At 48.7% G+C, this 18,691-nt stretch carries 16 protein-coding genes, 11 tRNA genes and 1 rRNA gene; 2 read left to right on the top strand and 26 right to left on the bottom strand.

Annotated elements, in window-relative coordinates; genetic code table 11:
* Positions 1 to 5: 5 nt before the first annotated feature.
* From recJ to M2277_RS22660, 5 genes are all read right to left on the bottom strand, one after another.
* Positions 6 to 2,408, bottom strand: a complete 2,403-nt coding sequence (gene recJ, locus M2277_RS22680) for a single-stranded-DNA-specific exonuclease RecJ (RefSeq protein ID WP_280755568.1) — start codon at positions 2,406 to 2,408, stop codon at positions 6 to 8.
* Positions 2,409 to 2,466: 58 nt separating this feature from the next.
* Entirely contained in the window at positions 2,467 to 3,432 is a 966-nt protein-coding gene (locus tag M2277_RS22675) for a cation diffusion facilitator family transporter (RefSeq protein WP_280755567.1), read from the bottom strand.
* 140 nt (positions 3,433 to 3,572) lie between these two features.
* Positions 3,573 to 4,490, bottom strand: a complete 918-nt coding sequence (gene secF, locus M2277_RS22670; RefSeq protein WP_076153243.1) for a protein translocase subunit SecF — start codon at positions 4,488 to 4,490, stop codon at positions 3,573 to 3,575.
* Entirely contained in the window at positions 4,480 to 5,730 is a 1,251-nt protein-coding gene (secD, locus tag M2277_RS22665; RefSeq protein WP_006208842.1) for a protein translocase subunit SecD, read from the bottom strand. Before secD ends, secF begins: the two co-directional genes overlap by 11 nt.
* A 130-nt stretch (positions 5,731 to 5,860) precedes the next feature.
* Positions 5,861 to 6,118, bottom strand: coding sequence for a post-transcriptional regulator (locus M2277_RS22660; protein WP_006208841.1), 258 nt, complete (start codon positions 6,116 to 6,118; stop codon positions 5,861 to 5,863).
* A 188-nt stretch (positions 6,119 to 6,306) separates the two neighbouring features.
* Here M2277_RS22660 and spoVB point away from each other — a divergent pair, with 188 nt between their 5' ends.
* Positions 6,307 to 7,911: a stage V sporulation protein B gene (gene spoVB / locus M2277_RS22655; RefSeq protein ID WP_063478874.1), complete on the top strand. Its 1,605-nt coding sequence runs from the start codon at positions 6,307 to 6,309 to the stop codon at positions 7,909 to 7,911.
* On the opposite strand, the gene M2277_RS22650 is transcribed toward spoVB, so the two are convergent.
* On the bottom strand, positions 7,908 to 8,705 hold the full coding sequence (locus M2277_RS22650; protein ID WP_280755566.1) for a DUF421 domain-containing protein: 798 nt from the start codon (positions 8,703 to 8,705) through the stop codon (positions 7,908 to 7,910). The genes spoVB and M2277_RS22650 overlap by 4 nt on opposite strands.
* Before the next feature lie 195 nt (positions 8,706 to 8,900).
* On the opposite strand from M2277_RS22650, the gene M2277_RS22645 reads away from it, so the two are divergent.
* A complete protein-coding gene (locus tag M2277_RS22645; protein WP_006208838.1) occupies positions 8,901 to 9,290 on the top strand; it encodes a TIGR04086 family membrane protein in 390 nt (129 codons plus the stop codon).
* A gap of 141 nt (positions 9,291 to 9,431) precedes the next feature.
* Here the strand turns inward: M2277_RS22645 and yajC are convergent, their stop codons facing one another.
* The 20 genes from yajC to rrf form a co-directional block, all read right to left on the bottom strand.
* Positions 9,432 to 9,743, bottom strand: a complete 312-nt coding sequence (yajC, locus tag M2277_RS22640) for a preprotein translocase subunit YajC (protein ID WP_280755565.1) — start codon at positions 9,741 to 9,743, stop codon at positions 9,432 to 9,434.
* A gap of 48 nt (positions 9,744 to 9,791) precedes the next feature.
* Positions 9,792 to 10,931, bottom strand: a complete 1,140-nt coding sequence (gene tgt / locus M2277_RS22635; RefSeq protein ID WP_006208836.1) for a tRNA guanosine(34) transglycosylase Tgt — start codon at positions 10,929 to 10,931, stop codon at positions 9,792 to 9,794.
* Positions 10,932 to 10,952: 21 nt separating this feature from the next.
* Entirely contained in the window at positions 10,953 to 11,984 is a 1,032-nt protein-coding gene (gene queA, locus M2277_RS22630) for a tRNA preQ1(34) S-adenosylmethionine ribosyltransferase-isomerase QueA (RefSeq protein WP_148247959.1), read from the bottom strand.
* A gap of 5 nt (positions 11,985 to 11,989) precedes the next feature.
* The gene (locus M2277_RS22625) at positions 11,990 to 14,080 is read right to left on the bottom strand and encodes a SpoIID/LytB domain-containing protein (protein ID WP_280755564.1); all 2,091 of its coding nucleotides are present in this window, start codon (positions 14,078 to 14,080) and stop codon (positions 11,990 to 11,992) included.
* 57 nt (positions 14,081 to 14,137) lie between these two features.
* Positions 14,138 to 15,145 carry a Holliday junction branch migration DNA helicase RuvB gene (ruvB, locus tag M2277_RS22620; protein ID WP_006208833.1) on the bottom strand — a complete coding sequence of 336 codons (1,008 nt, stop codon included), beginning with the start codon at positions 15,143 to 15,145 and terminating at the stop codon, positions 14,138 to 14,140.
* A gap of 34 nt (positions 15,146 to 15,179) precedes the next feature.
* Complete coding sequence (ruvA, locus tag M2277_RS22615) at positions 15,180 to 15,797, bottom strand: Holliday junction branch migration protein RuvA (protein ID WP_036644842.1); 618 nt, start codon at positions 15,795 to 15,797, stop codon at positions 15,180 to 15,182.
* A complete protein-coding gene (gene ruvC, locus M2277_RS22610) occupies positions 15,794 to 16,297 on the bottom strand; it encodes a crossover junction endodeoxyribonuclease RuvC (RefSeq protein WP_036644844.1) in 504 nt (167 codons plus the stop codon). Before ruvC ends, ruvA begins: the two co-directional genes overlap by 4 nt.
* Before the next feature lie 213 nt (positions 16,298 to 16,510).
* A complete protein-coding gene (locus tag M2277_RS22605) occupies positions 16,511 to 17,224 on the bottom strand; it encodes a BofC C-terminal domain-containing protein (protein ID WP_280755563.1) in 714 nt (237 codons plus the stop codon).
* 147 nt (positions 17,225 to 17,371) lie between these two features.
* A tRNA-Pro gene (locus tag M2277_RS22600) sits at positions 17,372 to 17,445 on the bottom strand.
* Between the two features lie 8 nt (positions 17,446 to 17,453).
* Positions 17,454 to 17,533 (bottom strand) — tRNA-Leu (locus tag M2277_RS22595).
* Between the two features lie 50 nt (positions 17,534 to 17,583).
* Positions 17,584 to 17,660, bottom strand: a tRNA-Arg gene (locus M2277_RS22590).
* A 4-nt stretch (positions 17,661 to 17,664) separates the two neighbouring features.
* Positions 17,665 to 17,739, bottom strand: a tRNA-Gly gene (locus M2277_RS22585).
* A gap of 41 nt (positions 17,740 to 17,780) precedes the next feature.
* Positions 17,781 to 17,856, bottom strand: a tRNA-Lys gene (locus M2277_RS22580).
* Positions 17,857 to 17,991: 135 nt separating this feature from the next.
* Positions 17,992 to 18,068 (bottom strand) — tRNA-Asp (locus M2277_RS22575).
* A 33-nt stretch (positions 18,069 to 18,101) separates the two neighbouring features.
* Positions 18,102 to 18,178: transfer RNA gene (locus tag M2277_RS22570), tRNA-Met, on the bottom strand.
* A gap of 19 nt (positions 18,179 to 18,197) precedes the next feature.
* A tRNA-Val gene (locus tag M2277_RS22565) sits at positions 18,198 to 18,273 on the bottom strand.
* Between the two features lie 51 nt (positions 18,274 to 18,324).
* Positions 18,325 to 18,399: transfer RNA gene (locus M2277_RS22560), tRNA-Glu, on the bottom strand.
* A 17-nt stretch (positions 18,400 to 18,416) separates the two neighbouring features.
* Positions 18,417 to 18,508 (bottom strand) — tRNA-Ser (locus tag M2277_RS22555).
* Between the two features lie 3 nt (positions 18,509 to 18,511).
* Positions 18,512 to 18,587, bottom strand: a tRNA-Asn gene (locus M2277_RS22550).
* Between the two features lie 10 nt (positions 18,588 to 18,597).
* Positions 18,598 to 18,691: ribosomal RNA gene (gene rrf, locus M2277_RS22545) — 5S ribosomal RNA — on the bottom strand; the annotation flags it as partial.

The following is an 18,691-nucleotide window of genomic DNA, read 5'->3' as shown; positions in this document are numbered from 1 at the left end:
TGCGGCTAAGATACACCTTTTGTGCGGGACATCATCCACTGGGTTAATTGTTCGGTACCGGCATGAAGCAGATGCTGCTCCATATCCGCCAAATCGCTTAATTCCCTGAAGTGACGGGAAGCATCCAGCGGTTTTTTCTCCGGCTTCGGTATAAAAGTAATTTGTCCCTCGACACGCTGAATGAACGCCAATTCTTCAAACACGTCCAGCACTTTGACTAACATGCGTGGAGACAAGGAAGCCTGCTGCTGCAGACGCGCAACAACCTCGTTCTCCGGCATGGGACTGGACGTCATTCCAGCGAGTGAAACGTACAGCTTTTTAAACTGTTCCCGGTCCGGAATTAGCAATCGTTCACGCTGACTCCGGGTCGGATGTAACATGAATATATTGGGAACGGAATGGAAGGCTGACATGAACCCATCCAGCTGTTCAGCCGTCTCCGGTACGTCCAGTACGAACAAAACGGAAATGTCTTCTTGATTGTGGTTCTCAGCAATTTCATTATCCGGCAAGACGCCAGCATTCCTATCATATACCCAAAGGCACATATCATACAATTGGGTTTTTATTTCCGGGTGTGAATCTTTTGCATATACCACTGCCGAACGGGCAGCCGGACAACGGAGATGCGGTTCCAGATCCGCTCTCCACCTCTGAATTTCTTTCAAAGGCTCTTGGATTCCCCGATAATCAAATACCTGCTGATAGGAGGCGCGAATGTCCTGAATCATCAGCTGCACCTTGCGGCTGCCGTTCCATTCATTCACGGAGAGCTCTCCCAACACGTCCACGATAGTGCCTACGGGCAAAATATCGGCAAGATGCCCCCATCCAAATGAGATGGCATCCATCACTTCCCGCTTCTGCTGGATACGAAGCTTCAGGTGTTTTCCTTCCTTGCCGATTTTCCGAACATCCTTAATGACAACATCACGAAAGACAATCTTGGGTACAGCATTCGCCATCCCAAATGGTCCTAACTGTTCGATTTGCTCCAAAACAGGCACAGATATCTCCGACATGCTGGCTTCGAGGTCTGCATCACATACGGCAATGAGATGCTCTGCATCAAGTGCTTCTTCTGCATATACATGAAGTCCCCGTTCAAACTCCTCCAAGCGGTCCCGCTGGAGGCTCATGCCGGCAGCAGAATGATGACCGCCAAAATGGTCCATCACGTCCCGACAGGAGTGTAAAGCCGCATAGATATCGAATCCTGGAATCGAACGGGCAGAGCCTTTGCAATTCCCCGTATCGGGGTCAATCCCGAGTATGACAACAGGTCTGTAGAATCGCTCCAATATTTTGGAAGCCACAATTCCAACAACACCAACATTCCAGCCTTCACCGGCCAGCACGATGACGGGAGGAATCTCCCGCCCTCCCCAGCGGGTCTGCACCATTCCAAGGGCTTCCTCAACAATGGTCTCAACCACTTGCTGCCGTTCCTTGTTCAGTCCATCCAGCTCCCAGGCTAAACGCTCCGCTTCTTCCCTGTGCTCTGTTGTAAGGAGCGTAACCGCACGACCTGCATGATCGAGGCGGCCGCTGGCATTAATTCGTGGTGCCATAGAAAAAGCCACGTTTACTGCGGTTACCTGCTCCACGTGAACCCCCGATACCTCGAGCAAACATCGAATGCCTTCATAACGAGTGTTCCGCATCGATTCAATTCCGTGCTTCACCAGCACCCGATTCTCTCCAGTGAGCGGCATCAAATCAGCTATCGTCCCGATGGAAACGATCTGGAGCCATTCCTCAGGCGGCTCCCCCACAAGAGCCTGAGCCAGCTTGTACGCCACGCCTACGCCCGCCAAACCCTTAAAAGGATAAGGACATGTGGGAAGCTTCGGGTTGATCAGTGCATAAGCCTCAGGCAGCGTCTCAGGCGGCTCATGATGGTCTGTGACAATCACGTCGATGCCCAAGCTGTTCGCGTACGCAATTTGCTCGACTGCACTAATTCCCGTATCTACGGTAATCACCAGACTCACCCCTTGTTGATGGGCCCAATCCAGTGCATGATTATGTAAACCATAACCTTCATTGGAACGATGAGGTATATAAATATCATAGGATGCGCCCAAATGACGCATCAGATGAATCATCAACGATGTGCTGGATACTCCATCTGCATCGTAATCGCCATAGATCAGAATATGCTCACGATCCTCCAGCGCTTTGCGTATTCGCGGTACTGCCTCTTGCATTCCCTGCATGAGATAAGGATCATGCGTCAGCTCAAAGGTACCATGTAGAAATCTGTGTCCATCCTCGGCCGATTGTATCCCCCGCGAAGCCATAAGTGAAGCCACAATGGGCGACAACGACAGGTCCTGAGCCAGCCTATCGGTGATTGATGACTCTGCCGGGTGTATTCGCCATTCGTATTTGGAATACAGCACAGGGACTCACCTTCCTTTTCCTGCCTTTTTCCTGCTGTCTTAGCCTGTAACTCATCCGTTACTGCGTCAGTGTCGGCATATCATTGTCCATCAAGTCATAATTCGATTTATACGGATAACCCGGTTCATAGGGAACTACGGCAACCTTGGCATCCGTAACCTGAATGAAGCGATGGGTTAAAAGCTTTCGGATCCGCTCGGCAATTTCCTGTGCCTCCAATACGGAAGTACGCGGATTCACGGTGATTTTCACCTCGATGTTCACATGGCGAAACTGTCCGTATTCCTGAACTTTCAGTTCCGTGACCGTTATGACACCGTGCACACGCTGAATCGTATCCATAAACTCCGCTTCATGCTCATGTCGCTTCTCTTCTAAAAGCGTTCCATAAACGGAATGAACGATCAGTATATACCCTTTTCTCACTACGAGACAAGACACAATAAGAGCTGCAATCGAGTCCATGTATACCAGCGGAGCCAATTCGAAATAAAAGCCTCCCATGGAAAGAGACACCCCGACCAAGACCGTAAGAGAAGAATATAGTGCGAATCGGTGGTCAGCGGACAGCATCGCGTGCCTTGGATCATTGTTTCTTTTGATCTGCCGGTATTGGTACTGAAATACGGCTTCATTTACTGCCAGTGAGACAAGGACTGCAATTATTGCGCCTTTGGTTGGCGGCTGGAGGTTGCCTGATGCCATGTGCTGAATGGCTGAAATAGCAATTTGGATGCCGCCCATAATAAACAATACGGCAAACAAGATCGAAATTACTGGCTCCGCCGTTTCAGGTGCATCCCGTTTGCTCCGAATGGAACTCTTATAGCCAAAGATTCCTGTGCTTGGCATCCGGTTCACCAATAAAGTTACTGCGTTCGCCGCAGAGTGCATAGCATCTCCGATTAGAGCCTTGCTGCCGGATAAATAACCGACAATGCCTTTGCACAATGCCAATGCAAAATCAGTTACAATGCCTGTCCAGACGATAGTTTCGGTATGATTCAATCGTTCATTGTTCACTTGAGGCCCCCCTCAATCGTGTCCAGTCAATCCTGCACATGATCATGCTGTTAACTTTAGAAAGCCGCGTCGCCTACGACGCGGCTTTCACTTGTATAGGATCTCTGCTGTCTAGATTGCAACGCCATCAGCCCATTGGATTAAATTTCAATTTTATCTTTGTTTGGTTTAGGTGCATTCGGTTTATTGCTGACATTACGTTTTTTTAGCACAAGCCACAACGGACTCGCAATAAAGATCGAAGAATACGCACCGAAAGCCAAACCGATACAAATCGCCAGCGAGAACATCTGAATCGACTCACCGCCAAGCAAGAGCATGAAGAACGCAGCGATGAATACGGACAAAGCCGTATAAATCGAACGACCGAGCGTCTGGTGCAAACTTTTGTTTACGAGATCATTTAGATCCGATGATCTTTTAATCTTGGCAAACCTTAAGTTTTCCCGTATCCGGTCAAAGATAACAATCGTATCGTTAATCGAATAACCGATGATCGTCAGAACGGCAATGATGAACGTTAAATCCACTTCCAACCCGAGAATCGAGAAAATACTGATAACCACAAATGCATCATGCAGGAGCGCTACAATCGCTGCAATCGCAAACCGCCATTCAAAGCGAATGCTGACATAGATGATAATCCCGATACATGAGAGAAGTACGGCATATATTGCGTTCCGTCCAAGCTCCTTAGCCATCTCGGGGTCAACCGTATTGATCTCGAATGTTGCCGTGTCATCCAGCTTCTCGATGCCGGATCTCAGCTTCAAATCCTGATCCTCGGTGAGTACCTGGCTGAACCGGATGTTCACACGATCATTACCCGGCGTAACACTTGCATCTTCACCGATCCCTGCTTCTGCTAGCACGGATTCAATCTGCTCCGTTGTCAACGGTTTGGAGAGTGAGATATCCACGTTGGAGCCTGATTGGAAGTCAACCCCATAGTTAAGCCCTCGAGTCAGGAGAAATACCAACCCCAGAATCGTAATAGCTATGGATAGTATATAGAAAAATCTGCTTTTGCTTACGAAATCGTATTTCTTAAAGCTCACGAATGTCACGCTCCTTTACGCCATAATGGCTCGGTTTGCGGGCCCAACCAATATTCACAAGCAGATTGAGCAAGAAACGGGAGAAATAAACGTTCGTGGCAATACTTACGATAATCTCCAAGATCAATACGAGCGCAAAACCTTTAACCGCACCGGTACCAAACCCGAACATTACAGCGGCAACAAGAATCGTTGTCAAGTTAGAGTCCATAATCGCCCGCAGGGACGACTTACCGCCCGATTTCACTGCGGATGGCACACTCTTACCTGTCTTGATCTCTTCCCTAATACGTTCATAGGTAATGATGTTGGCATCAACGGCCATACCAATACCAAGTATGAATGCCGCGATACCTGGAAGCGTCAAGGTAAAGTCAGCCCATACGAAAATAAGAATCAGCAGCCATGTATGCAAAATGAGTGCAAAACTTGCAAGCAAACCTGGTACACGGTATCTAATGATCATGAATAACAGAATCGCAGCAGACGCTATAAGACCTGCTTGCAGCGTTTTAGTAAGAGACTGCATACCGAGTGTTGCCCCTACGCTCTGGGAGTATTTCTCTACCAGTTTCAGTGGCAAAGCACCGAGATTAATCGTATCCCGGATCTGTTTTGCTTCATCTAGGGAGTAATTCCCTGTAATTTGCGCAGTGCCGTCTGTCAATACAGCTCGTACCGTCGGAGCCGACAGAAGTTGGTCATCCATGAAGATAGCGAGCTCTTGACCAAGAAGACGTTCTGTAATTTCAGCGAACTTCCCTTTGTCCTTCACTTTAATATCTATCATAGGCTGATTAAGCGTGTCATAGGCAACCGATGCGCCATTCTCGACAAAATCGTCGCCGCGGAGCTCTATTTTACAAAACTCCTCGCCTTCTTTACAGCCGTCATTGCTTCGGAATGTGAGGTTTGCAGGTTCTTTCATTGTTTTTCGAACTTCGGCCTCATCCGTTACGCCCGCCACTTTCAGGCGAATCCGGTTTGTCCCTTCCGGCGTAACCTCCGGCTCTGACGTTCCCATCGCATCAGCGCGCTTTTGCAAGCTCTTCGCTGTTTCCTGCAGTGCTTCTTTTGTGACTTGCTGACCTTCCATTAATGGCTCGGCTTCATAAAGGATTTCAAATCCACCCTTTAGATCCAAACCAAGACGGACCTCTTTCAACAAGCCTGGAGTTGTAACGGCCATTAAAATAGTGATCACGAGCACGGTTCCAACGAAACTGATAATTCTCTTCATGCCGTCCCTTGTTCCCCCTTTTTACTCAATATTCCTATTATAGCGATGTCATAAAACCCAGTCAATTTATCAAAATTTGTCGGGCTTATGGATGAACCCTTATTCCGCAAGGCAAAAGGGACCTCTCCGATTAATCGAAAGAAGATCCCTTATATGCTGATATTGTCATATAGTTCATTAATGCTGTTGCCTTCAAGGACAGAATGTCGTTGACCAGTTTGTGGAGGGATGGGACGCCTTCCTTCTCATACTTGCTGCTGACACAGTTCCAAATATCATCGCTGGTCACATATTCGTACCCGATCAGATGCATTTCTTCAACTTTGCTCAAGCATACCATCTCAATGGTGCTCATCAATTCTTCCTCGCTCATTTGCTCGAGTTCCATGCATATGGCCTCCTCACTGACTCCCTGTTGTCCCTAAAATACATTCGACATCCTACTTTGCTTTCCTTCTATTCCTACCATGTCCTGAAAAAAAAGTAAAGTCATCAGATGGGACAGGTAGGGCATATCCATAAGAATAGCCATGTTGTGTCATCGTATTCAGTCTTAACCAGGGAGTGGGATGGACAGTGAACAAGCAATCATTTATTAAAGGAACGCTGATCTTACTTGCAGCCGGCATATTAAACCGCCTACTCGGGTTTATTCCCCGTATCGCCCTCCCCCGGATCATTGGACCCGAGGGTGTCGGCATTTACCAGTTGGGGTATCCCTTCTTTATCGTGCTCGTAACTATCATTACGGGCGGAATTCCGCTGGCCATTGCCAAAATGGTTGCTGAAGCCGAAGGAGCCGGGAAGCAGGATGCCTCCAAGCAGATTCTTCATGTAAGCCTTATGCTGACCCTGATAGCAGGTACCCTCTTTACAGGACTCAGTCTGCTGCTTGCTCCTTGGGTAACCGGTGTTCTTTTGCCGGACGAGCGTGTATATCAAACCTTCATCAGCATGACACCCATGCTGATCATCATTGCCGTTTCGTCCGTGTATCGAGGATACTTCCAAGGAAAACAAAACATGATTCCCTCCGCAAGCTCCTCTGTGATCGAGACGATTGTCCGAATTATTTGCATGCTTTGGTTTGCCCATCTGTTGATGCCCAAAGGTATCGCATACGGCGCGGCAGGAGCCATGCTCGGCACAGCTGTCGGAGAGCTGATCGGGATGATTGCACTGCTGCTGCAATATTCTGGTGAGGGACGCAGAACCAACAAACTGATGCCGAGATCACCACAAGAGGCAATCACGGCACCGATTGTGAAGGAAACGCCCCCCACCAATAAAGGCATCCTGAAACGTTTATTCGGTATCGCTTTACCTGTCACCGGCGGTAAAATGGTTGGCTCCTTCTCTTACTTGCTGGAGACCATTCTGACGAATCGCAGTCTGGCCATGGCAGGTATTGCGACATCCGTAGCTACCGCCCAGTATGGAGCTCTCCAGGGCATGATTATCCCGCTTCTGCTATTGCCCGGTGCCCTGACCGTCTCTCTCGCCATTTCCCTTGTTCCTTCACTCTCAGAAGCAGCCGCGCGTAATGATCGGGCTACCATACACAAACGGATGAACCAATCCCTTCGGCTTGCCCTTGTCTCAGGCGCTCCCTTTGCTATCCTCATGTTTGTTTTGGCCGAGCCGCTATGTCTGCTGTTATACGACAATAGCGAGATTAGCGATATGCTCAAAATCATGGCACCCTTCGCTCTGTTTTTGTACGTGCAGTCCCCCCTGCAAGCTGCACTGCAGGCACTCGACCGACCAGGTCGTGCTCTATTGAATACTCTGGTCGGAGCTATCATCAAAATGAGCCTCATCGTTTATTTGGCATCCAATCCGGCCTTCGGCATCAAGGGTGCCGTGATCGCCATCATCGTAAACAGCATCGCTGTCACTTTGCTGCATGGATTTAGCCTGTCGAGACTGATCGGCTTTCGGTTCCGCCTGCTTGATTATGTGAAAATCGGAGCCGTTATGATCATTATGGGCGCCTGTGTTCTGTATGGCTATAAACATCTTCCGTTTGCATCCTTACCGTGGCTGCAATTCCTGGCCTCTGCAACGGTTGGAGTCATGGTCTATTTGATCGTGATTTTTATGACCAGGCTGGTCACTCCTCGTGACCTGGAGCGTGTTCCCGTCGTTGGTTCCTGGTTCAGCCGATTGAGCCGCCGTTAATCCCGATCCTTGCGGTCAATGTAAATACGTCCTTTATGGTCAATCGAGCACAAAAATATATCTTTAAAATCTTTGGCACCATGATTTTGAATCTCGTTTTTAAGCCAGAATCGTGTCTTTTCAATTAATTCCAGATTTTCGTCCTGTACCTTTCCATCCAGTATAAGCGGAATGGGAAGCCCTTCGTACGTAATTTTGTGGTATGGAATATCGACGACGGTTGGATCTACTTCCTTGGATGTGGATTTGGATGAAGAAGAACCGGAAGAATTTGCGGAACTCGGGGTCTCTGATGAACTTGAAGAGTGGCTGCTGCTGTTGGAGCTATTCGAACTGCTGTCAGCATCCTTTGGAATGACGGTGAGCTGGCCGGAAGTTTCGAGAATCGCAAACTCCACATCCGCCAGGCTGTCGATGTCTTTGCCTCTTAGCTGCTGCATCAAATCATCCAGATTATAGCGCAATTTTGTCATCTCTTTGCGGTGCAGCTTGCCACGGGACACCAATACGCTTGGCCTTCCGTCTGCAAACAGGCGTATCTTTCGATTCTTCAAGCCAATGTAAGCAAGCCCTACCTGAATGCCCACCAGAACGGCGATAGGAGCAAGCCCTTCCCAAATCGGTTTATTGACATCTTCCAGTACAAAAACGGCAATTTCAGCGATCATGATGGATATGACCAAATCGAAGATGGACAGCTTTCCGATTTCCCTTTTGCCCATGATTCGCATGGTGACAAAAATGACCACATACATCAGAATGGTCCGCAGAATCAGAATAGTCATATGAGACATAAACAATCCCTCCCTAGCTTGTCGAACATTCTCATGTACAGCTATTCTGGCCTGCTGCACCTCTTCCCATTCGATTACAATTGCTTAATTAATGGTAATCATGCAAAACCGGTTGCAAAATGTTCAGTTTGTACTATATGTACAGGCTTGGCCATACAATGTTTAATAATCAAGATTAGTTAAGGGGGACGATTCATGGAACCAATCCGGCGAGTATTTACCTTTAGGATCTCCAATCCGATTCTTTCAGGTCTTTTGTATTCTTTTTTCTGGATGTTTCTCGGTGCACTGGCTTTATCACTGCTTCTATGGAGCAGCGGGCTGGCTGAAGACGACTTATCCTTTTATACGTTTCTCGTACATGCTATCGCAGCGTTTATCGGTGGATGTGTAAGCGGGAAGCGAGCAGGAAACAAAGGCTGGTATTACGGCTGCCTCACAGGGCTGTTATACGGCGTTACACTGCTCGTCATTGGCTTTCTTGCCCTGGATAGCTCCTTGTCTCTTGGAGACTTGACACTGATTGCCATGGTTTTTGCTGCTGGCGCAATCGGGGGAATGTTCGGGGTCAATTTGAAGAAATAACACACTTCCTAAATCTTCCATGAACAGTCCATTGCTACACTTTTACTCACAAAAAAAACAAAGGCCGATTCCATCAGGAACCGGCCTTTGTTATGGCTGTCATATCTTCACGATTACATCCCGTATGTAAGTGAGACGTGATTATGCATCCGTGCTTACACTGTGGCTGATCGAGTTGCGGTCGAACGTCAACTTCGTTACATCGTTCACTTTCAAGACCACAATATTGTCGGTAATCTCCACGATCGTGCCGTGAAGTCCTCCAATTGTTACCACTTTATCGCCTTTGGACAAGGCGCTAAGCATTGCGTTTCTAGTCTTCTGTTTCTTCTGCTGTGGACGAATAAGCAGGAAATAGAAGATAACAAACATCAATACGAATGGCAAGATCAGACCTAATATGCCGCCACTGCCGCCATTCGCCGCTGCTGCTAAATCAAAAGTTTCTATCATATCTTTCCCCCCTTTCATAAAACTTATCATGATGGCCATGATTTTGCTTTAAAACCCTTTTTTATTATCATGTAGGCCGTACTTATCAAAAAACTCATCGCGGAAATCAAGCAGACGGTCTTCCATAATACTCTGGCGTACGCCCCGCATCAAATTGAGCAGGAAATGCAGATTATGATACGTCGTCAATCTCATTCCGAACGTTTCATCGCTCTTGATCAGATGACGCAAATAAGCACGCGAGTAGTTACGGCAAGTGTAGCAGTCGCATTCCGGATCCAGCGGTCCGTAATCCCTGGCATATTGAGCATTTCGAACGACAAGACGGCCTTGACTTGTCATCGTTGTCCCGTTGCGGGCAATCCGAGTCGGAAGCACGCAATCGAACATATCCACACCACGAATCGAGCCCTCAATCAACGCATCGGGTGATCCGACTCCCATCAAATAGCGAGGCTTATTGTTCGGCAGCAGGGGTACCGTGTGATCCAGCACTTCATACATCAGCTGCTTCGATTCTCCCACACTAAGTCCACCAATAGCATAACCCGGGAAATCCATGGAAGTCAAATCCCGGGCGCTCTGGCGGCGCAGATCCTCATGCATGCCTCCCTGGACGATCGCGAACAGGGCTTGATCTTCCGGTCTGGCATGACTCTTAAGGCAGCGTTCAGCCCAGCGGGAAGTACGCTCAGTGGATTGTTTCACATATTCGTACTCCGCAGGATAAGGCGGGCATTCATCAAAGGCCATCATAATATCAGATCCCAGCGCGTTCTGAATCTCCATGGCAACCTCGGGAGAGATGAACAGTTTATCTCCGTTCAGATGGGAACGGAAATGTACGCCTTCCTCCGTTATTTTCCTCATTTCTGCCAAGCTGAATACCTGAAAGCCGCCGCTGTCGGTCAAGATCGGCCGGTCCCAGTTCATGAATTTGTGCAGTCCGCCTGCTTCCTTGACGATGTCATGCCCGGGACGAAGAAAGAGATGATAGGTATTACTCAAAATAATGTGAGCATCCATGGCTTTGAGTTCTTCCGGGCTCATGGTTTTTACGGTTGCCAATGTTCCGACCGGCATAAAAGTCGGTGTATCGATCACACCGTGAGGAGTGTGCACCCTGCCAAGCCTAGCGCCTGATTGTTTGCACGTTTTAATATGTTCATACGTAACAGCTGCTGCCATTGTGATTACCAACCTCCGAAGTTAATAGATAAACATAGCGTCGCCAAAGCTGAAGAAGCGGTACTTGTCTTCAACTGCTTCCTTGTACGCTTTCATAATGTGTTCACGTCCAGCCAGCGCACTGACCAGCATAACCAGCGTGGATTTGGGAAGATGGAAATTCGTGATCAGTGCATCCACGACCGTAAACGAATACCCGGGATAGATAAAAATACTTGTCCAGCCGCTGCTCTCCCGGAGAGGCTCGCCGTTCATCTGTGAGCCTACCGTTTCCAGCGTTCGGCATGAGGTCGTTCCAACAGCTATGACCCGGCCGCCGCGCCGCTTCGTTTCATTAAGCAGATCTGCCGTCTCCTGAGAGAGAGAATAATACTCTTCATGCATGACATGATCCTCGACCACATCCACGGACATCGGACGGAATGTTCCCAGTCCCACATGCAGGGTGATGAAGGCGATGTCCACCCCCTTGGCACGGATCTGTTCCAGGAGTGCCTCTGTGAAGTGAAGGCCTGCTGTCGGTGCAGCTGCGGATCCTTCGTGCTTCGCGTATACGGTCTGATAACGATCCCGGTCATCCAGCTTCTCTTTAATATAAGGCGGGAGCGGCATTTGACCCAGCTCATCCAGAATCTCCTGAAAAATCCCTTTATAAGAGAAGGAAAGGGTGCGAGCACCCATCTCTCCTTCCTCCTCAATAACCGCTTTTAATTTGCCATCACCAAAAGAAATCACATTTCCCTTTTTCAACTTCTTGCCGGGTTTCACCAGTGCTTCCCATCGGTCTTGCCCCATACTCTTCAGCAGAAGGACCTCTGCCTTGGCACCGGTATCTTCCTTTTCGCCGAACAATCGTGCAGGAATCACCTTCGTATCATTTAATACAAGCGTGTCTCCCGCATTCAGGCTGTCTATGATATCTGCGAACGTTTGATGACTGATTTGCCCGCTCTCTTTGTTAAGGGTGAGAAGTCTTGACGAACTTCGATCAAGCAGCGGTGTCTGCGCAATCAATTGTTCGGGTAATTCAAAATCATACAAATCTACATTCATGTCGGTCAGTCCTTCGTAATAATCGTGTTGCGGTAATAGTGTTGGAGTATCTGCTTATAATCATACCCTTCATCGGCCATTCCTTTGGCACCCCACTGCGACATGCCGAGTCCATGACCGAAGCCTTTGCCGGTAAATTTGAAGCCGGAAGAGTTCTCGATTACACGTGCTTTCCCTGTTCCATTCATCACAACGGTCCCGGAGCCTCTAACATTTCCGTTTCCGCTTCCAGAGATGACCGATACCGTTTGACCGCTTGAAACCGTTGATACCGCACCATTCGCGCTCAATACAGTATAACTTCCGGTTGATTCAATATCAAACAGTGTGCTTGGCAGACCGTTGAAAACAGAGCGGAACATATCCGGATATTTGACGTCCAGCACTTGTCCATTAGCTTTAACCGTAAGGGCACGCCCGGATGGGCCTCGCTCCGTTACATCCAATGAAGAAATAGAGGCAGGCAGGCTGTTAGTTGTTTTTCCTTTTAGAGAGGCCAGCAATTCGTCTGAAGTATAAGGACCGCGAACCCAATCATAACTGTTGGACTCCGCCACCTTTTCAAGAATAACGGCAGTGTCTCCCGGATTCATCTTGCCCACAGGCTCAACGTTCGATTGGATTAACGGCAATTGCCGCACATTCGTATCCTTGGAAGTGACGGTCATGTACAGAAGCCCTGCCGAGGTTTTATTGCCGGTTTCTTTTGCATTGTCCTCACGGACATAACCGGTAACCCCGCTCGGAAGGAGCACATGATACCATGACTTGAGCGCAGCTTGGGACGAAGAATCCCCGGGGCTTTCCACTGCTGTAAACAGATCGTTCCGGTTTCCCCATACCTCAGTGGAGTCCGCCGTCATCCCCCCGCTGTTGGAGGAAAATACGGTTTCCACGAGCTTGCCGTCCTTCAAAACAACTTCGCCTTCAGTGGCATCTACAGCCTGAATAATGCTGGCATACTCATAGGCTGTTCCATAATAGGCTTGGCTTAATGTTGTATCCACCACATGTGCTACTTCAAACTTGCTGCCTTGGAATAGAGCATAACTGCGCGCTGCAACGGCTTGAGCTTTCAGAGCCTCTGCTCCCCAGGAAGACGGCACTTCGGCGCCGACAACGGAATACAGGTACTGCTGGAACGGCAATTCATTCACAAGATAGAGTTGGCCGTTCTTTTGCCCGATCTCAAATGTCCCTCGATAAGAACGATCCGTGCGCTCTTTCACATTTGTTGCGGCCCCTGTCTTCCCTTCCAGGCGCAGTGTGGACTGAGCGCCCGCCAACATGTAATGCTGTGTTTCTTGAGGGGTTGCCAGGTTCAGGCTGACATCGCGTCTCAGAATCAGTCCTGAAGTATTAGCACCCTGTTCGACAAGTGCAGCAGAAACTTTTCCCGCTTCCTGTTTGATTGCTGCCAAATCCGATGTGTTCGCGGCTTCCCCTACCCATACCTCATAAGTAGAAGCTCCTCCCGCCGGCACCAGCACGTTGAATGCATCAATGCCTGCATCCGCAAACGATTTACGAACCGTCTCCGCCTGGGCTTCTGAGCCATACGATCCAGCCGACAGATGCAATCCGCCTTTGACGGAAGGGGTCTGTCCGTTCAGATGAGCAGCCGCAGTCTTTGCTGTTCTCGCTGCTGCTTCAATAGCTGATTTCTCGGTTCCATACATACCGGCATACAGTTTATATACCTTGCCATCAATAAACAGCATCGGTTTGTCGCTCGTGCCCTGCAGCTTCTTCGCTGCTTCTGAAGCTGTTTTCCAATCCGTTGTCTCAAGCACCTTGACGCGGTATGTATCCACACTCATCCGAACCTGCTGATTGGCAGGAATATTTACGAGTGTTTCCAGAGTGCCAGCAGCAAGCATTGAAGCCGTTAAAGCTTCCATGGATTGCAGAGTAACTGCATTCGTTGTTGACTTATACTGACTTCCCAGATCCAAAAACATCGCGACTCGTATCGTATCCAATGAAGGAGCAGCCGCATGCACGGCTGGTGCGCTCCATACACTTCCTGCAATTGTCAGTGCCAAGAATCCTTTTGCGGACCAGCGGAATAATGATTTCGTCCAGTTCCTATCCATTTGCGTCTTTCCTCCTGTAGCTATTAGGATGTAGTATGAATTTCATGACTCTATAAACTAACGGCGGTCCTCCGGAAAAGGAATGCCTAAATGTTGATATGCTGTGGGAGTAACGACCCTGCCTCGCGGTGTCCGCTGCAAAAAGCCAATCTGCAAGAGATACGGTTCATACACATCTTCAATCGTTTGACTCTCTTCTCCGATCGTTGCCGCAATCGTATCCAGACCCACTGGCCCGCCTCGGAAACTTCGAATCATAGCATTAAGCATTTTATGATCGATAAAATCCAGACCCATCGGGTCAATCTGGAGCATCTTCAAAGCCTCTTGAGCAATGGCTGGCGTTATCATCCCATCGCCGCGAACCTGGGCGTAATCACGTACACGCTTCAAGAGCCGGTTAGCGATACGAGGCGTCCCCCTCGATCTCAGGGCAATCTCGTCAGCGGCATCACCTAGTATCTCGATCCCCAAGAGATCCGCATTGCGTGACACGATGTAACTTAGCTCGTCCACCGTATAGAATTCCAACCGGCTAACCACTCCAAAACGGTCCCTAAGCGGCGCAGAGAGCAGCCCAGCCCTGGTTGTGGCGCCTATTAACGTGAACGGCGGCAGATCCAGACGCACCGAGCGTGCGCTTGGCCCTTTGCCAATCATAATATCCAGCGCAAAATCCTCCATGGCCGGATACATCACTTCCTCTACCGTCCGGTGCAGGCGATGGATCTCATCAATAAACAAGACATCCCCTTCCTGCAGATTGGTAAGAAGTGCAGCCAAATCTCCCGGTCGTTCGATTGCCGGACCGGACGTCGTCCGTAGATTAACACCAAGCTCATTGGCAATAATATTAGCCAGGGTCGTTTTGCCAAGCCCCGGTGGACCGTACAATAACACGTGATCAAGCGCTTCGTTGCGCATTTTTGCAGCTTCGATATATACCTTGAGATTTTCCTTAACCTGATTCTGTCCTATATATTCAGCCAAATAACGCGGACGCAAACTAAGCTCGACAGCCTGTTCGTCCATCATCAGATTGGCGGAAATAATTCGATCGTCCATCTACAAAACTCCTTTCCTGCAGCGATTTCTCTATCTAACCGGCAAATAGCTGCTGCAGCGCCCGTTTCATCAGCACATCGACGGATTCACCGCTGGCCCCAGAATCCTTAATCTTGAGCCAGACCTTGTCCAGTTCACTATCCGTGTAACCCAGAGCCTTCAATCCCTCGCGAGCCTCTGACCATGCCGAACCATCATTCTCCGCTTCCGGTTCCTGTATTGCAAAAAGTCCTGTCATCATCGTCGCATTGCCGAATCCTTCGAGTTTATCCTTAAGATCCAGAATCATGCGCTGCGCTGTTTTCTTACCGATTCCTGGCAGTTTGACGAGAAAGGATACGTTCTCCTGATAGATCGCTGAAACAACATGGTCCGGAGACCCCCCACCCAAAATGCCAAGGGCCACGCGCGGTCCGATCCCCGAAACCTCAATGAGTTTACGGAATAATTTTTGCTCCTCCCTTGACGGGAAGCCAAACAATAGGATCGCATCATCACGCACATGATGGTGTGTATACACCGTCACTGTCCCTTCGGTTTTCGCAAAAGCATACGGATTCGGGCAGAACACGCGGTATCCGACTCCCTGAACATCCAGTACAATATATTCACTTTCTAAGTGGACAACCTGTCCCCGTAAAAAATCGATCATTTTCGCAATACCTCATTTAACATGGAATTAAGTGTATATGAATGCGCATGACAAATCGCTACCGCCAATGCATCTGCCACATCGTCAGGTTTAGGGATGCTCTGCAGCTTCAGGAACATCCTGACCATCTCCTGAACTTGTTTCTTCTCTGCCTTGCCATAACCGACGATCGCCTGCTTCACCTGCATCGGTGTATACTCTGCAATCGGAAGTCCCCGCTGGATGGCAGCAAGAATGAGAACACCTCTGGCTTGGGATACCGACATGGCCGTCGTTACATTGCGGTTAAAGAACAATTTCTCAAATGCCACAGCCTCAGGCTCGTATTTATCAATAAGCTGCTGCATGCCTTCATATACATGAAGCAGCCTCTCCTCATCCGGTGTATGGGCTTCCGTCTGGATGCAGCCATACTGCACCGGAGTCACCTTGCTCCCAACCTTATCTACAAACCCGAAACCCACAATCGCAATCCCCGGGTCGATCCCTAAAATACGCAAAACCAATCTCTCCTCTGATGAAGCGAACATATGTATCGTTCTCTCATTATAACAAAAGATCGACTTCAGTTGAGGAAAAACTTTAAACCTTTGATTAGCCGTAATATAACTTTCATATTTGCTCTCTCCGGCTGTCCCGGAAACGCAAAAAACTGCCCGAATGATTCGGGCAGTTTTTTATCTTAATTCGGCAAATACGAAAACAGAAACTACTTAAGGGCTTGGCTTCATGACATTCTCGGCCATATCCCGAGCGTAGTCGCTAAAGGTTGACAGTACACTGTTATACTCTTCAATGTCCTGAATACGAATACCGTCTTCTAATTGCTTAATGACATCCTTAGGCAAAGAAGACTCCATCGAACCGACATCGAGCTGAAAAAAGGTTCGCATGACCTTCTCCTCTTCCGGCGGACCATCAAACAGCGTTAAATTGCCTTTGGAATCGACGCTAATATATGCTTGTCTCTTACAAGCTGGCGAAAGATCTGAAATGGTTTGCTCCAGCCAGACTTCGCCTTTGTCATCCAACCGTCCCTGCCATAAAGGATTTTTATTCATCAATTCATAAATACCGTCTGGCGTGAGCCGTCCCAAATCTTGTTCTTCGGTGCCACACACATACGTTATGCGAACGTGAACCTGTTTCTTACCCTTTGACGTATTCAACTTCTGCATGAATTCCCTTTGATCCTCTATGCGCTCTTCCTGCTTGTCGTCTTCAATCTTCAGGTAGTGCATCGTTTCCACAGCCAGTGGTGTTTCATCTGATGTAGCCGTGAGCAGCTTCTTCATCTGATCTTTTATATTCTGGCCGGACCATATCACGACACCTGCGATCAGAACGATCGCACAAGACCAAATGGCGCGTCTCCAGCGTCTCCAGCGTTTTCTGAACAGTTTCTTGAAAAAATGAAAAACACTCAAGGTAATCCCCTTCTATTCAATGTTTTTCATATTGTGACCGGGACGCTGCCAAATTATTCAGCAGAGCATTTATAATTAGAATTATTTTCTACCTACAACAAAGAAAGACTGCATTCAGATCATCTGAAAGCAGTCTTTCTATTTGAATCGGGATGACACGATTTGAACATGCGACCCCCTGGTCCCAAACCAGGTGCTCTACCAAGCTGAGCTACATCCCGTTAATAAATGCCGGTGAAGGGACTCGAACCCCCACGGTTTCCCTCACGATTTTGAGTCGCGCGCGTCTGCCAATTCCGCCACACCGGCATAATGAAATTTCGTATGAATCAAATATTTTAATAGTTTTTTAAGAAAAATGGCACGCCCTGAGAGATTCGAACTCCCGACCTTTTGATTCGTAGTCAAACGCTCTATCCAGCTGAGCTAAGGGCGCATAATGGAGCGGACGACGGGAATCGAACCCGCGACCCTCGCCTTGGCAAGGCGATGCTCTACCGCTGAGCCACGTCCGCAATGTAATATGTACTCCATCCTGTACTCACATTGGTAAAAATGGTGAGCCATGAAGGACTCGAACCTTCGACACCCTGATTAAAAGTCAGGTGCTCTACCAACTGAGCTAATGGCTCTTATTACTAAGAGTAAAGAATGGCGGAACTGACGGGATACTCTCTCTTCGTTCGAGACTGCGAAGTCTATGCTAACGAAGATGATGCTTCGACGAACCCAAGTATATGAGTTCTCATCCCTGAAGCTTGTAAGAATGGCGGAACTGACGGGATTCGAACCCGCGATCTCCTGCGTGACAGGCAGGCATGTTAGGCCTCTACACCACAGTTCCATGAGGCTTAATCACTTATTCTAGTGATAAAATTGGTTGCGGGGGCAGGATTTGAACCTACGACCTTCGGGTTATGAGCCCGACGAGCTACCGAACTGCTCCACCCCGCGTCATTAAAAGGTGTATATATGGTGGAGGCTGAGGGGTTCGAACCCCCGACCCTCTGCTTGTAAGGCAGATGCTCTCCCAGCTGAGCTAAGCCTCCAACTGTATTTCATAATGATAGGATTCTCATCCCCAGAAGCAATATAGATAATGGTGACCCGTAGGGGATTCGAACCCCTGTTACCTCCGTGAAAGGGAGGTGTCTTAACCCCTTGACCAACGGGCCATATATGAAGTCCTTGCTGGCGGAGAGAGAGGGATTCGAACCCTCGAGACGCTTTTGGCGCCTACACGATTTCCAATCGTGCTCCTTCGACCAACTCGGACACCTCTCCGTATGGCTCCCCGAACAGGACTCGAACCTGTGACAACTCGATTAACAGTCGAGTGCTCTACCAACTGAGCTATCAGGGAATATGTATTCGCTTGGCGACGTCCTACTCTCCCGGGACCCTGCGGTCCAAGTACCATCGGCGCTGGAAGGCTTAACGGTCGTGTTCGGTATGGGTACGCGTGGA

Origin of the sequence: Paenibacillus sp. LBL (assembly GCF_029893715.1) — a bacterium.
Taxonomy (GTDB): Bacteria; Bacillota; Bacilli; order Paenibacillales; family Paenibacillaceae; genus Paenibacillus_AQ; species Paenibacillus_AQ glucanolyticus.
Note: the sequence above shows the minus strand (reverse complement) of the source record. Positions and strands in the feature narration are given on the sequence as shown.